Source organism: Veillonella tobetsuensis (assembly GCF_001078375.1).
Classification (GTDB): domain Bacteria; phylum Bacillota; class Negativicutes; order Veillonellales; family Veillonellaceae; genus Veillonella; species Veillonella tobetsuensis.
Genome location: NZ_BBXI01000009.1, coordinates 235554 through 251216, shown reverse-complemented (window position 1 = coordinate 251216; position 15663 = coordinate 235554). Strand labels below are relative to the sequence as shown.

12 protein-coding genes are annotated in these 15663 nt (G+C 32.4%); all 12 read right to left on the bottom strand.

All coding sequences use genetic code 11. The features are described from left to right. Positions 1 to 423: 423 nt before the first annotated feature. Positions 424 to 684 (bottom strand): 30S ribosomal protein S20, encoded by a 261-nt coding sequence (gene rpsT / locus VEI_RS03965; RefSeq protein WP_005378787.1) that lies wholly within the window; start codon positions 682 to 684, stop codon positions 424 to 426. 90 nt (positions 685 to 774) lie between these two features. Beyond that, positions 775 to 1947 (bottom strand): phosphopentomutase, encoded by a 1173-nt coding sequence (locus VEI_RS03960; RefSeq protein ID WP_059362084.1) that lies wholly within the window; start codon positions 1945 to 1947, stop codon positions 775 to 777. A 22-nt stretch (positions 1948 to 1969) separates the two neighbouring features. Beyond that, positions 1970 to 2503 carry an NUDIX hydrolase gene (locus tag VEI_RS03955; protein WP_059362082.1) on the bottom strand — a complete coding sequence of 178 codons (534 nt, stop codon included), beginning with the start codon at positions 2501 to 2503 and terminating at the stop codon, positions 1970 to 1972. Between the two features lie 143 nt (positions 2504 to 2646). Further along, a complete protein-coding gene (locus VEI_RS03950; RefSeq protein WP_059362080.1) occupies positions 2647 to 4263 on the bottom strand; it encodes a DUF2828 family protein in 1617 nt (538 codons plus the stop codon). A 481-nt stretch (positions 4264 to 4744) separates the two neighbouring features. Continuing rightward, a complete protein-coding gene (locus VEI_RS03945; protein WP_059362078.1) occupies positions 4745 to 5230 on the bottom strand; it encodes a lecithin retinol acyltransferase family protein in 486 nt (161 codons plus the stop codon). Between the two features lie 19 nt (positions 5231 to 5249). Further along, on the bottom strand, positions 5250 to 5597 hold the full coding sequence (locus VEI_RS03940; RefSeq protein WP_059362076.1) for a hypothetical protein: 348 nt from the start codon (positions 5595 to 5597) through the stop codon (positions 5250 to 5252). Positions 5598 to 5988: 391 nt separating this feature from the next. Further along, positions 5989 to 6126 carry a hypothetical protein gene (locus tag VEI_RS10330; protein ID WP_153280290.1) on the bottom strand — a complete coding sequence of 46 codons (138 nt, stop codon included), beginning with the start codon at positions 6124 to 6126 and terminating at the stop codon, positions 5989 to 5991. A 169-nt stretch (positions 6127 to 6295) separates the two neighbouring features. After that, positions 6296 to 6862 carry a 4Fe-4S single cluster domain-containing protein gene (locus tag VEI_RS03935; protein ID WP_059362074.1) on the bottom strand — a complete coding sequence of 189 codons (567 nt, stop codon included), beginning with the start codon at positions 6860 to 6862 and terminating at the stop codon, positions 6296 to 6298. Between the two features lie 11 nt (positions 6863 to 6873). After that, positions 6874 to 8724 (bottom strand): AAA family ATPase, encoded by a 1851-nt coding sequence (locus tag VEI_RS03930; protein ID WP_059362071.1) that lies wholly within the window; start codon positions 8722 to 8724, stop codon positions 6874 to 6876. Continuing rightward, complete coding sequence (locus tag VEI_RS03925; RefSeq protein ID WP_059362069.1) at positions 8724 to 9854, bottom strand: hypothetical protein; 1131 nt, start codon at positions 9852 to 9854, stop codon at positions 8724 to 8726. The genes VEI_RS03930 and VEI_RS03925 overlap by 1 nt, the downstream gene beginning before the upstream one ends. A gap of 8 nt (positions 9855 to 9862) precedes the next feature. Further along, positions 9863 to 12319 (bottom strand): PIN domain-containing protein, encoded by a 2457-nt coding sequence (locus VEI_RS03920; protein WP_059362067.1) that lies wholly within the window; start codon positions 12317 to 12319, stop codon positions 9863 to 9865. Next, a complete protein-coding gene (locus tag VEI_RS03915) occupies positions 12319 to 15624 on the bottom strand; it encodes a DEAD/DEAH box helicase (protein ID WP_059362065.1) in 3306 nt (1101 codons plus the stop codon). The genes VEI_RS03920 and VEI_RS03915 overlap by 1 nt, the downstream gene beginning before the upstream one ends. Between the last annotated feature and the right edge of the window lie 39 nt (positions 15625 to 15663).

Here is a 15663-nt window from a genome sequence, read left to right as displayed (position 1 = left end):
GTGGCCTAAAACTTCCACCGGCCGGATCTGTCTACGGCCTGCGGCCTTCGCAGGGCCATAAGTAGGGTGTGAGGCAACAGAGGAGCATAGCGACGCATGGGGCCCACACATCACTTAGTCACGAACGTAAGATTTCGTGAAGCGAAATCCACAGTGAGTGTAAAGTCAGCTTTTGGAGCTACCCTCAGTCCACTCCCATAAGGTATTCAAAATGTTATGCATATATTTTATGATTACAGCATTTAGCACTAAAGATCAATTTTATCACTGCACTAATATTTCTATTCAATGAAACGTATGATTAAGCGTTCGCCAATCCCGACCATAGGGAAAAGGACGCCTTTCAGCGTCCTAATTATAATAAATTTATATATTTTGTGGTATAAAAAAAGCCCATCATCGATGGGCTTTGGCTCTATAAAATTATAAAGCGTTTACTTTAGCTGCAAGGTTGGATTTTTTGCGAGCTGCAGTGTTTTTATGAAGTACACCTTTGGAGGCTGCTTTATCAATTACGCTAGTAGCTTGAACAAGTGCTTGTTTTGCTTCTTCTACTGCGCCTGCTTGAACAGCTTCAACGGTTTTACGAGCTGCTGTACGGATTTGAGATTTCACAGCGGCGTTTTTCGCACGACGTTCAGCATCCGTTTTTACGCTTCTAATACTGGATTTAATGTTTGGCAATTGAGTCACCTCCTTAAAAATCGTTTCTTATACCTGAATGATTATATCATACAAGATATTGTGACGCAAGGATTATATTACACAATACGACTATTTCATAATATCTTTTAAAAATGATGTGCCTACTGCATATGGTGAAAGTCCAAAGTTCGCCAATACGGTTTGTCCTATATCACCAAAACTATGGCGTAAACCTAAATCGATAGCCCCTTTCATACTTGGGCTATAGGCAAGTAATGGAACATGTTCACGCGTATGGTCTGTGCCATGCCATGTAGGATCATTACCATGGTCAGCTGTGATGATAAGCAAATCATCATCTTTCAATAATGGCAATAATCCACTCAATTGGTAATCGAAATCCTCAATGGCACGTTTATAGCCTTCTACGTTACGGCGATGACCATATAGACTATCAAACTCTACAAGGTTTACCATCATGAGGCCTCTTTCAAAGGAAGAACCTAATAAGTAAGGCACCACATTCATGCCATGAGCATTCGATTTCGTTGGATAGCTTTCATCCCATCCGACATGAGCATAGATATCGCCAATTTTGCCGACGGCCACCGTCGGAATTTGTGCGGCTTGTAATTCCTGTTGCACCATGCGGTGTTCAGGCATACGGCTATAGTCATGGCGATTCGAGGTGCGCACAAAATGACCTGGTTCACCTATAAACGGACGAGCTATGATACGACCTACATAATAATCACCAACGCATACCTTGTTACGCGTAATTTCGCACATCCGATACAAATCCTCTAAAGGAATCACATCCTCGTGTGCTGCAATTTGAAATACTGAATCGGCAGAGGTATACACAATAGGTTTCCCCGTTTTCATGTGCTCTACGCCAAGGCGCTCTATAATTTCCGTACCAGATGCAACCTCATTACCAAGATAACCATAACCAGTTTCTTTAGTGAAAGTATCCATCAATTCCTTAGGGAATCCATCGTAAAATGTAGGGAACGGAACCGTAACAGGATGCCCCATCATTTCCCAATGACCACTAGTTGTATCCTTCCCTGTGCTGACTTCCTCCATTTTCCCATAAGCACCCATAACAGGTGCTTCATCGGTCTTAATATCCGCAATATTGGCCAATCCCAAAGAACGCAATGTAGGACAATGAATCAAACCTGCAGTTGCTTCGATATGTCCTAATGTATTAGATCCTTCATCATTAAATTTTGCCGCATCTGGGGCATGACCAATGCCAACAGAATCCATAACTAATATAATGATTCTTTTATACATAATAACTCCTCCCAAAGGAAGTCTACTTAAGATAAGGCATAGCTAACATTAGAGCTGCTAAGGATTTACTATCCTTAATTTGTTCATTCTTAATAGCCTCTAGCAGTTCAGGTAATGTAAAATACTCAAGCTCTACATATTCATCAGGATCCCAGTTAGTTTCACCCATCGTCAGTTCTTTTGCTAAATATAAATGTAACACTTCATTACAGAAACCAGGACTTGTCGCAATAGTTCCCAATGGAATCCATTGATTGGCACGGTAACCTGTTTCCTCTGCTAACTCACGTTTAGCACAGTTAATAGGTTCTTCGTTAGGATCTAATTTACCTGCTGGAATTTCAAGTAAAGGCTGTTGCAAGGCATAACGGAATTGACGTTCCATCACAATTTTATTGTCTTCTGTAACAACTACGATTGCTGTAGCACCTGGATGATGGACAACTTCACGCCACGCTTCATTACCATTTACATCAGCTATATCGTAGGTAACTTTGATTAATTTACCATCAAACATCATTTCGCTAGATTTTTGTATTTCTTTGCTAATTGCCATACTTAATTCCTCGTATATATAAAATGATTGTTATATTATAAAACCTACAACTCATTATATCACAAATTAATTACACAAAAAGAAGGTTCCTACTCGTCATATTGTGACTAATAGGAACCTATTTTAATGAGATTATATAAATGTTAAGCTACCTTTACATAGCCTTGTAATGCTGTATCTACAATACTACATTTGGCATCTAGTTCTGCTTTGAGGGCCCTTTCAGGATTAACCTCTCTAGATACCACCATATCCACGATAGATTTAGAGAAACCAGATACGAGAACAACACCACTCGGATGCATTTGTACAGGAATTGTATTCTGTGCATAGACAGATACATTCCAGAAAATGAGCCGTGGCATAGTATACCCAAGGGCTTCAAATTTCTGACGACATGATTCAATAACGGTCGTGTTATCCTCATGCTTTGTAGCCTGGTCAAACTGCATATCAGAAATAACGAGACACGCTGAAGGTAATTCCTCTTGACGCAGATGATGTCTAACAGCTGTGTCGAGAATTAAGTCAAATGTTGCCTCTATATCCGTATTGCTGTAATCGTCAAAGCGATGTAAGCGTCTAAGCTTATCTCGCAAAGTTTCACACATCGAAATGTCTATCATCTGAGGGCGATTGCTAAAGGTAATGAATCGATTTTTAAAGGATTCATTCTTATTATGCTGTGCACAATACAATGCAATCGAATCTGCTACGCTAAGTGCGGTGACGGAACTATTACCAGATAGTTGTTGCCCCATAGATCCAGACCCGTCGCGTATAACTAAGATATTGTCATAATCCTTAGGAGATTCTTGGGCATTCCATAATTGCTCTAATGTTTCGTCATATGGATTTAGACTACTGTCCCAGCAACTATCCGCCTTTACGTATGCTTGCACAATATCATACAAGAACATAGAGTTCGCATTAATCTTAACTGAGTCGTCTCCCTTTTCTAATGATGTAAGATACGCCTGGCGGCGTTCTGCATCATGTTTTAAAAAGGCATTACGATATTTAAGATTCGCCTTAGATGGCACATGATTATAATTAATATCATTCCATTGGTTAAGAGAAGCCTTGCGATCTACCACCGCTAAATGTTCGCGCAATTTAGACAACATTTTACGATACTCTCGTGCATTTAGATGTAATAAGGATTGTAAAATAACCGCCTCAGAACGTTTTTGCTTAGAAGATGTATTATTGGATGGCATCCATTTAGCTAATAAACTAATGGAATCGCCTAGTCCACACGCCATTACATCGCGTCTAAACTGATTAGCTATTAACGCCCCTAGTCCATCGTGTAAGATACCACTTGTAGTATCAAAAAAGATGCGTAGCACATCATCCCAACGACCATAGTTCCATAACTCGGTTCCAATGATGAATTGCAATGCCATCTCTGGATGCAAGTCACCAATTTTAGTAAGCATCATACGAAATACATCGCGCTCGCCAAGACCTAGCTTAATATGGCGGGCATACATAAGCCATTTCATGGTATACAGAGGGTCTTCCTCATAGGATGTAATAAATAAGCGCAATGCTTCCACAGCATCCATAGTGCGATGTGCACCATAGAAATATCGGTCATGTTTACTTTTACCATAAAAATTAACTGCGACCTGACGCAATGCAGGCACAGAGAAATTAAGGTCCACAAGAGGACTGCCACTCGTATGATACGCAGTACCATCATTAGCGGTATAGGATTTTTCATTGTTTGTTAAAGCGTTCATAAATGTATTCATAGTTCATATCTCCTTGGCATATAAAAAACCGCTGCGGATTATCACAACGTAAATTTTGAAAGCAAAATAAACAAGACAACCATGAGCGGTTACAATACAAAGTTCAAGACAATTACTAACCTCACTGAGGCTAAGGTTTACTAGACACGATACTCTAGACCAAAGGGTCTCCAAAATAACTTTTTCTGGTTAAATCATCGAAGATTGCTGCTAGTGTCTAACCTTATGAATCGTTTATGAACGATAACTATGAAATTATACTAGATTCTATACTCATCTTAATCAAGTTATGTCTGTGATAGGATTGCTGTTAGAATCTAAGTCTTTCTGTTCTACATGTTGGTGATTACTTTCACCTGATGATGTAATTATAATACACGTATCCGTGTGTGTCAATAATTATTTTTTTAATATTTTACTTTTGTGAAAGTTAGAACTAGCAACACATATTTTATTGTATTGCTAGTTCCATATGGTTCTACTAATACTTGGCCTCAACTCGCCAAATTTCATCAACCAACCATTTCATTGGTCCCCACGAAGGTTTAAATACTCTTGCTGCCATACCTTCTATGCTGAGTTGAGTTGATTTATTAAGGTCTGTTTTACACCAAATAGCAAAGTGCTCGCAGTTATGATTAAATAAATTATAGTCGCCTTTGCCAATCATAGATCTAGCACGTTGAACCGTTTTACGAGGCCCATAAAAAGTAGAGGTCACATCTGCATCTTGGAAAATAGATAATAATGTATCGTCTTCGGCAATATATAAGGTATCACCATCACAAAATTCTTCAATGCTAGTTTCAGCAATTCGTCCATCTAGTGGAGAATCCCCTTTTACGTAATGGATAATTTTATGATAACCCACATATACGCCATAATGTTGATATAAGTTACGGCCTAATAATCCACTACGTCGTTCACAAAAAACAATATCACCTAATTTTAACTTTTTTGAAGCCATTATTATTCTCCTATACAACTCATGATTTATGATTATTTATATACGTAATAATATCATCTAAGGAAATATTTTGATTCTTTCCTCGTAATAATCGCCATACCTTTCTAACTAATTTATAGAACAGATATAAACCTGCCAAGGGCCAAAATACTCCAAATGGATTTTGTTCAAATGGATTCCGTGGATGAGGAAAAGGTCCTGGCATAGGTCCTATAATATTAGGCCAACTGTGTTCTTGATACACCCCATCAGGATGAACACCAGTTTTATTTTTATTGGAAGAAATATACTCTACTACATCCTCGTATAATTTAGAATCTTCTTTTTTTACACTTTCAAGAGCTTCTTTAATACTGTCTATTTTCATACAATACACCTCATATAAGAATGACATAAAATTAAAATTGATTATATAGAAGATTACACGTATAGTGTAATATATTATATGTGTAATAAATGCCGTATAGTACATTTTATAGATAATATCAACTCATAAAGAATACATGATAACTACATAGACACTACCAAGTCTTTTAGTAATAAAGTTCTAAATTTCTATAAATTTAATCTTGGTAAAGATAATTTCAATACTTCTGAAAAATTAAGCTTCTTTTCTAGCTATTTCGTTTCCGTCCTTAGCAGAATGTTGAGCAAAATATCGCAAGTAATAAATACTACTTCGTCTCTACAACTATACATATATAAACCTACTCTTTACATGAACAAAGAGCAGATTAATAACCTGCTCTTTGTTTTAATTATTCATCTTCTTCGTCATCTTCATCGTCAAGAATAATATCACTATAATTCAATGAATTTAAATTACAATATTCATCCCAACTTTCACAACCTTGTCTTTCAAATTCTCTAATATGATAAGGATCAATTTTACACATAACATTACCTCCATAAAACAAATAATATCATTCATATAGATAATATATGATTATATTATAATATAAATCTAATTTTCCAATCAATATTTTATAAATATCTATAAAATTTAATATTTATACATAAGCAATCTAATTATAATTAGAAAATTCGTATTAGTCCCCCACTTTACTAATATGGCCAACCATTAATTAGAATATCACTTTCTGATATAAGAAGCTCCATCTTATGTTCTTGATTTTTATATTCTACTCCGGGTTTATAAGTGCTACTTAAGAAATGAACTTTTTGATTCTTAGACCCTATCCAGTCTCGATCAGTATCATATTTTTCTTTTATAAAAATTCCATCTATAAGTAAATCTGTATATTTAAGCAACTTATTTATACTAGAATTATTCATACCTATTAATTCTTCGAATTTATATCCCGTAAATACTAGTACTGTAAGTCCTACAGAATTAGCCCACATAGCAATTTCACTTAATCCTTCAGCTTGAAGTATGGGCTCCCCACCAATAAAAGATACTCCCTCTATATCATTTTCAAACATAGACTGTTGAATAAGGTCAATTAAATCTTTTATATCAACGATAAAATTTTTTTTTAGCTCTTGCATACCAGGATTACAACATCCAGGGCACTTTTTTTCACATCCCTGAACCCATAAAGCAAACCTTTTTCCTGGGCCTTCAGACTCCGTACAAAGTCGTATAGAGGCCAAGTTTAGATAGGACATTAGCACCACACCTACTTCAATATAAAATCAAATAAACATATTTCTGGTTTTTCTGGATAGAATGGTTTAATTAGAATTTCGTGATTTCTTAATATATCAGAACGTTCAAATATGAACTTTGACAAACGATCAATAATATCCGCTTCCATAACATTTAAGAGCCCTCTACCGCCATTTTGCTTCCCAGCTTTCAAAGCAATAGAATGAAAGATTTTATCTTCATCATCCAATATAATCGTTGCTCCATAACGCTCTTTCACGAAATCTTCTATTGTTTTAAACTTAATTTTTGCGATTTCAATAAATACTTTAGGATCATCAATAAAATTAAAAGGAACAATATTATCACCTATACGATTTAATAGCTCTGGCCTCCCTAGAACTTCAATAAAGTGATTTTTAACTTTCTCAACAAATTGCTTTTTTACTTCCATATTATTCATATTAGAACTAACTTCTGCAGCCCCAATATTAGAAGTAAAAATAATAATTGTTTCAGAAAAATATACTGTTTCTCCCTTTCCATCAGTAAGGCGTCCATCTTCTAATATTTGGAGAAACTTATCTAGAATCCTTCCATGTGCTTTTTCAATCTCATCAAAAAGAAGAACACTAAATGGTTTTTCTTTTATAGCATTAGTAAGTTGACCTCCAGCTTCATATCCTACATATCCTGGAGGTGCACCAACTAGCCTTTGGTCACTATGTTCATGGTTATATTCAGACATATCAAATCGTATGCATGCATTCTCATCACCAAATACAAAACTCGCTAGAGATTTTGCTAGTTCAGTTTTTCCTACACCTGTAGGGCCCACAAAAAATAAAGTTCCTTTTGGTTTTTTTTGTTTTGAAGAATGTTGTAAACCTGAAAATCCAGTGTATGCACGTATTATAACATCCTTCACCTTAGAAATAGCAAAATCCTGACCTTTAACTCTATTCCCTAATTCCTCCTCTATTCGCTCTATCTTATCTTTTGATAATTCCTCCCAAGGACTGACTTTCTCACCATATTTAAATAAATTTATAAGTTTTTCAAATGACATTTTTTCTGAAATTTGTCGTGATAACTTCATCAGCTGAGCAATTTCTTTCAAAGAAAACCCATCTAGTGCATCAATAAGATCATCTTTAGCGGTTTTATCCGAAATAATATCTTGTGTAATATTTAAACAAGAACTATTTATGTTTATAAAATGTTCTCTTTCCTTATGCCCTGGTAATGGTATATTTACAGAGCCAACCATGGAATTATTTAAATAAAATGCTGGAGGAATCATTGCATTATTATGCGCAACAATAATAACAATATTTCTAATATCAGCAAAGTTACTGTCAAGCATATTATATGACTGCCCTGTTTCAAGAACCTTTCCCAATGTAGCCAAATAGTCTCGTTCTTTTTCCGATAAAGAATTTGCATTCCCAAATATATAATCTGAGTAATCTAATACAAAAGCAGTTTTATTAGAACTATTTTTCATAATATTTAGCATATAAGGAAAAAATTCATCTGGAGCTTTATAATGATATTCATTTTGATTGCTATTATCAGCTAAATCATAGTCACCTAAATCATAATCATTTGGACTTTCTGATTGTACAAATTGATTAGATACATCGATAAGGTCATCTGATACACTGTAATCAATTCCATCTACTCGATCCCACTTAATTATTTTCTTATATCCCCTATCTCTTATATACGAAATAATTGTATTTATCACAGAATCAAATTTACCTGAATTCTTGGGATTGAGCATTATATCAGAAGTATTTCCAAACACTATAACTGAAGACTTATACCCAATATCTCTATTGAATCGTTCTAACCATAGATTTAATTCTATATCTATCATTATGCATTTCTCCCTTCATTATTAGGTAAAGAGTTAGCATCCATCGAAAGTCTATCAGGATTCTGCCATAATACTCTTTCATCAGAAAGCTTTATAGAATATACTTTATCAAGAGCTACATTAAATTTCTCAATATCTTTTAAACATGTCATACCAACATAATTATCAAATTTATAGGCAATTTTTCCTTTTAAATCAATGTTGCAAACGGCTCTTTTACCAGATGGTTGCTTAGCAACTATTTTTACAAAATTCTTGCCATCTACTTTTACTAATTGTGGTTTTTCAACTATAAATTCTTGACTTTTAAACTGATTTACAATTGCTAATACCATTTCTCGCCTAGTTTCTTCCGTTATAAGGGTATCATCCAAGGCATTTTCAATTTCCACAACGCTCGCCTCAATAGTATTTGTATCTAAAGCACCAGACTCTAAATCAGCTCTTAACTTTCTAATTCTAGAAATAAATTCTTTTGTCTTTTCTTGATCTTCAATATTTTCTTTATTAACCCTTTCTTCTACTTCACCAATAGATTGAGCCACATCCTTCTTTCGATTTTTATTAATTGTATAATCTTTCCATTCAGCAGCTTTAATTTTAGCCTCAGAAATAACGTACTCTGATTTTTCTTTTAAATCTGTAATACTTGTCAGATTTCCACTTTCAATTTCCTCTTTGAGTTCTTGCAATCCTTCTTTAGAATAATTTATTACAATTGGATTTTTAATATTTTTCAAAATTTTAAAATACTCATCCATTAATATACTGTGTTGATACTCTCTTTCAGCTCTAAGATTCTCTACTCGCATTCTTTCCAATCGTTCAAATTGCTCACGTGCACTTATCGCCAATGATGACATACTTCTAATATAAGAACCTACTTCAAAGCTAAGTTCTCTTGCCTCTTCAGGATCTACAATAAGTAAGTTTCTTAACTGAGAAAGATCTGATTCCAACCTTTTCATTTCAGAAGGAATATATGCAGATAATCCATTATTCTTCATATCTAGAAAGGTCTTATAATAACGATGATAATATTCTTCCGTTGTTGCAGAAATTCTATTCAAATATATTTGTCTTTTACGTTCTATTTCTAACTCATAAGAATATTCACTTGATCTACTCATATGACCTCCTATTTTTTCTTTTTCTTAGATTTTTTTTTGTGCACTAAATTAGATAATTTTTCATGTTCCTTCATTAATTGAAATGAATGAAGATTTATATTTTTAATCTTGTTCGCAGTAGCAATATTTCCTAGATTAATATCATCAGTTAATAATATAGGTTCTTTTGCACAATATTTAATTGCAATGGAAAGAATCTTATTATCATTTCGTTCCTTATCTAAATCATTCAATAATAATTCAGGATAACTCATCTCACCACTCAACAACCAATCAAAAGCATTGTAATTACTTATATTTCTAATAGCATCTCTTGCCTTATATACGATTTCCTCATCTTTAGAATTTTTCAAGCCATCCAATTCATCTAATACAACCATTGGAATAACCAATAATGCCTTACCATCATCAAACCAAGAAATAAGATTTGGCTCATTTATTAAAGAGGAAGTATCTACAATATAAACCTTATTAAATTTTATGAATGAATCATCAAAAAATATGGCTAAAGAATTTTTTAGTCCATCAATATTATTCCTCACATTAGTAAACGAATTTTTAAGATTAAGGACTTCAGTAATATCAATAATTGCATTACTAAATCTTTCTTCCTCATCTTGCCACTGTCTAACTTTGTCATACAAATTTTCTATAATATCTTTATGAGAAAGAATAAGCTCATTATATTTTTCATAGCTTACTATCTGGTATAAATCCAACTCAGGCAACATATCTTCTATTTGTAAAGATATTCTTCTCATATTAAGAATAATCCGTTCTACTATAGTGTATTCTTCAATTTCAAATAGATTTTCGTCTGTAAAACGATCTATAAAAGCGACTATACTTTTCTTTGAATACAAATTCTTATGAAGTCCGCTACTAATAGCAAAATCTATAAGCGATTTCTTTATAGATTTAATAGATTTCCAAACTCCCCAAATATTTTCTAATGAATCTTGCTCTCCAATATGTCCTAAAACAATACTAATTATTTTTTTTAGTAGAGACTCATCCTGTTTAAAAATATTAATTTCAGCATACTCTGTTATTAAATCTATTGCATTCTCTATATCAGAGCATTTTTCAATTATATAAGATTCATTAATAAGTAATTTTTCACTATCATCTGAAGAAATAATATTTCTACCATAATAACTTCTACTTTTTTCATTAAATTGTTCAATTACTTTTGCCTTATCAACTATTCTTTCCTCATCAGAAATAATTTGACCAATATAATGCAAAAATAAATCTTTTAATCCATGATTGTATAAAGCAAATAAAATAATGTTCTCTTGATTATAATAGCTATTAACTAAATCAACTACTATCTCTTGAGTATTAAATTCTTTTTTGATGGGTATATATGCAATTGCTATTTCTCTAGATACATCTCCAGCAATTACAGTAGTGACTCCTGCTTTTATAGATTGTTTCGAACTAAAATAAACTCCATTCCCCTGTAACTCAGTATTAGGCACATAGATAACCATGTATGTGTTATTACTTTCTACCTCAAACTTACTAGAACCATAAACAAATACAATTCTAGGTTTATTCTTATTCTTCTGATAAAGATTTATATCCTTATAATATTTTGAGTGTACAAAGAATATGTCATCATTATTCTTGATAAATTCATCTATTAGAGAATTAATGTCCGAAAGTAAAACTATTTTTTCTAATTCTTTATCAGGATTTTCAATATTTAAATGACATAAATCGTCTATCTCATCTAGGATATCGAAATCTGACTGTTCTAAAGAAATTTTATCTATACTTTCATCTTCTATGCCAGAAACTTTCCATCTCATACCTTCAAGTAATTCAACTTTTCTAGTCACATTCTTCCAATATAATTTAGATTCTAATCTAGTTATAGATTTAATCTTTGTAGTAGGTGTAAGCCAATGAAATTTCTTCTTTTTATCATTCTGAATTGCAAACAGCCATTCGCGAATAACCCCTTCCGGAATTTCGGCATCTTTTGATTGATCTATATCAACTACATGTATTCCTGTAGATTCTTCTTTGTAAAAACTTGCATTTTCTTTTAATGACTTTGATATAACATCATAATAGATAGAAATGACATCTTCTGCAGCAACTCCAGGTAAAAGTCCTCTTAATTGCATTTCTTGACCTACTTCAGTCAACTTCAAATTACTCATTTCAACGGTATCAAGTTTAGTTTCATCATCAATTCCATTAATTATTATTGCACCCATATCATGAAGTGATAACAAAACGGGACGAACAAGAGAATCTGCATCGGAAATAGTAAATATCCATTCAAAAAATTTTCCTATAGATAAGCTTTCATAATCAGTAAGCTTTTGACACTTACTAATTGCTTCTAAAATTATCCACTCAATTGCTGTAGACTTTCTTGCGGTAAAATGTGAGACTTCAATTTTATTCTGCACACAGGGATATGATAGAGTTAATTCTGTAAAATTCATCATTTACCTCCCATCTCTTTATATTCAACTACTATTTTTTCTTCAATTTCTGGAGTGATTATCTTATTACAAGTCTTAAAACAACCTTTTCTATTTAGACCCTCCATAATATTTTTGTACACTGGTGCAGTCTTAAATCCTGGCATATCCATATTAGGTAGCTTAACAGACTGATTTTCATACATATGCTTTGCGCCAACAACAATCAAAAGTTCTTGAGCACGAGAAAAAGCCACATTAATACGTTCAAATGCTACTACATGTTTACTTGCATGACCTTTTCTATTATTTCGTACTAAACTAGTAATAATAATATTCTTCTCTTTTCCTTGGAATCTATCTACAGTATTAATATCTACATCAATAGACGAAAAATCAAAATAATTCTTTTCTTCTCTAAATATTTCTCTTATCTCATTAACCTGCATTTGATAGAAACTAATAACACCAACAGTTTTCTTATTCTCTTTACTATACCCTTTCTCTTTATATGAATGAGCTATTTTTTTTAGCAATTCAATAATAATATATTTCTCTAAAACATTATAATTAGAAGTACTATAATTAGGTCTCACTTCATAAATTGGACGACCACTAGGTAAGGCTGAAGAATCAACCCAATACGCATGGTTCTCAGGTTTAATAAATGTACTTCCATCTACACCTTTTATAGTTAAATCATGATTTTTTTCTAAACGTTCAACTTCTTCTGAGTTTCCGCAAGATAAACGTTGCTCATAGAATCTATTAATAATTTCCATAATGTCAGAATGCATACGATATTGAACTAATAGAGAATGCTTTATAGTCTCACTTGCTTGTTCAAAATAATCTTTAAACAACGAAGACGTCACCATATTTTCAAATTTTTTAAAATTCTCCTTAGTTAATAATTCTTTAATTTCCTCTGGTGTATCTTCTTGACTTTCTACGAGTTCCTTATATGAACCTTCATGTTCTTTAAACATAGGCGGCAATTGTCTATGATCTCCAACTAATACAGCCTTTCTAGCTTTCATCAATGGAATCAATAATTCTGGAGGAGTGGCTTTACTAACTTCATCTATAATTACAACATCAAAATCATTATATCCATTATCGGAAAGATTTTTCATATTATCAGTACAAGAAATTCCTACAACATTACATGCATTAACATATATTTGCTGATAATATTCTTGATCATACTTAAAGGAATCTTTATCTTCCAAACGTAATTTAAACTCTCTTAAAGTCTTCTCCCAATCATCTCTGAAACTTCTATGCTCATTCAGCTTATTGAGATTACTTTCTTTTAATTGTTTAATATATGAAATAATCTCCTCTGCATTTGTTGTATTAATTCCATACTTCTCACGTAATTTAAGGAGTGTCTGTGATTTTGATAGTTGCTGTGACTTAATTTTATTAATTTTTTCTTTAATTTCAACAATTTTACTTTCGGTAGCTTCTTTATGATTAAAAATATCGGTAGTATCAATACTTTTTCTAGAATTTATTATATTTTTTATTTTATTCAACGATAAATCAATAGACTGATCCCATTGTTTAATAATCTCAGCAAAAGTATTTAACCATTTTTCTGGATCATCATTATTAATACCTTCTATTATATTTTTATGAAGTATTATCTTTTCCGTTTCAGAAATACTTACCACTGAAGAAGAGTATTGGAGTTTATCAATTTGCAATTGGATAGAGCTAATTTTATTTATACAGTCTCGCTGCCCATCATCGTCTTTATTTTTTATACAGGACAATAAATTTTCGTTTATCTCAGCTAACTGACTATTAAGAATTAAAATATCACTATCATGTCTCCTATCATCTCTTTTTGAATTTTGAATTTTTTTGTATAATCCTTTAAGAATCTTTAACTTTTTAGAAACAAGATACACATCAGTTTGTACTTTAGACAAGCCCATTTCGTCAATATTTAAGCATTCTTCAACTAAAAATACTCCTATTTTAATTGTCCTTTCAATCAGATTATTTAACTCTTTTTCAAATATCCGTATTAAATCTTCAGACAAATAAAATTGTAAATCATTTTCTCCATTAAAACATTCAACTGCTAAGCGATATTGTTCTTTATCTGCTTCTAATCTAATGCTATCATCATTAATTATTTTAAGTTGTTTATTTAAACTATCTAAATATTCTTTTGATTCAATATACGCTTTATTTACAACAGTCAACTCTTGATTTAAACTTGCAAGATCCTGCTGAAATAGACTTGCATCACGAATATCTATATCATACTGAATACCATCACTTTCCATTGAGTCCCATAAATCTATCCAAGTTTTTGAAAGTTGATTTGAAAGAGCATTATAATAATATTTAAGTGCCTCATCCTCACCAAATTTATTTGTAATTTTATCGTCTACTCTTCTTTTTCTTTTACCTTTTTGACCCAATCTAATAGCTCTAATATCCGGAGACTCTACTAACCGTTCTAAGGCATTATCAACCGCATCATTAGATTGTGAAGCGACTAAAACCCTATCACCTCGACGTACAAATTGATAGATTGCCTCTGCAATAACAGTTGTCTTACCTGTTCCTGGAGGACCCTGTATTAAACATAAATCTGGTGCTGAAATCATTTTGCGAACAGCTTCTTTTTGGTTTTCATTATTTTCAATTCTCGGATTTAGCCACTTATCAATCTTTATATCAACTTCTTCTGGAATTCTTGCTCGTTTAACATTAAATAACCACATTGCTAAATTGGGTGAATAGGATTCATCTTTTTTCAATTGTTCAATCGCTATTTGAAATCTTTTTATTAGGACAAAATCTCCAATCGCAGATAAAGCTAAAAATCCATCTTTATAGTAATTCCCTAAAATATTATCATATATATACTGAATGGCCTCTTCATCAGTCAAATTTAATTGTTTAATCTCATCCCTATCTTTATGATTAAGTTCATATGCAACTTGTACTATATAAGGATTACTATATGCATTATAAATATTTTCTATTGATACATCATTTTCATTTTCTTCATCATCATTTACACTTATATCATCATCAAAAAAATGATTCTCTGTAATATCACTATTAATGTTTTCATCCCTATTATTTTTAAGATAATACTCACTTACAATACCTCTATAGCGCCCAAGTTCAATACTCCTAAATCGCTGTCTTGTATTATTCATATCTCCCGCAAAATCAAAATGCCACGGATCTTTAGAATAACTATTATCAAAAACTTGAATATCTCTACTTAAATATTTTTTAAAAGCTTTAAATATATCCTGATTCTCAAAAACTAACCAAAAATTTAATCGCATCTGTTTTTCATCAAAACCTATTTTAAAAAATTTGCAACC

What these genes read in the sequence shown, in the direction of transcription:
- VEI_RS03960 (WP_059362084.1), bottom strand. Translation starts at nt 1,947, where the DNA reads ATGTATAAAAGAATCATTATATTAGTTATGGATTCTGTTGGCATTGGT.
- VEI_RS03955 (WP_059362082.1), bottom strand. Translation starts at nt 2,503, where the DNA reads ATGGCAATTAGCAAAGAAATACAAAAATCTAGCGAAATGATGTTTGAT.
- VEI_RS03950 (WP_059362080.1), bottom strand. Translation starts at nt 4,263, where the DNA reads ATGAATACATTTATGAACGCTTTAACAAACAATGAAAAATCCTATACC.
- VEI_RS03945 (WP_059362078.1), bottom strand. Translation starts at nt 5,230, where the DNA reads ATGGCTTCAAAAAAGTTAAAATTAGGTGATATTGTTTTTTGTGAACGA.
- VEI_RS03940 (WP_059362076.1), bottom strand. Translation starts at nt 5,597, where the DNA reads ATGAAAATAGACAGTATTAAAGAAGCTCTTGAAAGTGTAAAAAAAGAA.
- VEI_RS10330 (WP_153280290.1), bottom strand. Translation starts at nt 6,126, where the DNA reads ATGTGTAAAATTGATCCTTATCATATTAGAGAATTTGAAAGACAAGGT.
- VEI_RS03935 (WP_059362074.1), bottom strand. Translation starts at nt 6,862, where the DNA reads ATGTCCTATCTAAACTTGGCCTCTATACGACTTTGTACGGAGTCTGAA.
- VEI_RS03930 (WP_059362071.1), bottom strand. Translation starts at nt 8,724, where the DNA reads ATGATAGATATAGAATTAAATCTATGGTTAGAACGATTCAATAGAGAT.
- VEI_RS03925 (WP_059362069.1), bottom strand. Translation starts at nt 9,854, where the DNA reads ATGAGTAGATCAAGTGAATATTCTTATGAGTTAGAAATAGAACGTAAA.
- VEI_RS03920 (WP_059362067.1), bottom strand. Translation starts at nt 12,319, where the DNA reads ATGAATTTTACAGAATTAACTCTATCATATCCCTGTGTGCAGAATAAA.
- VEI_RS03915 (WP_059362065.1), bottom strand. Translation starts at nt 15,624, where the DNA reads ATGCGATTAAATTTTTGGTTAGTTTTTGAGAATCAGGATATATTTAAA.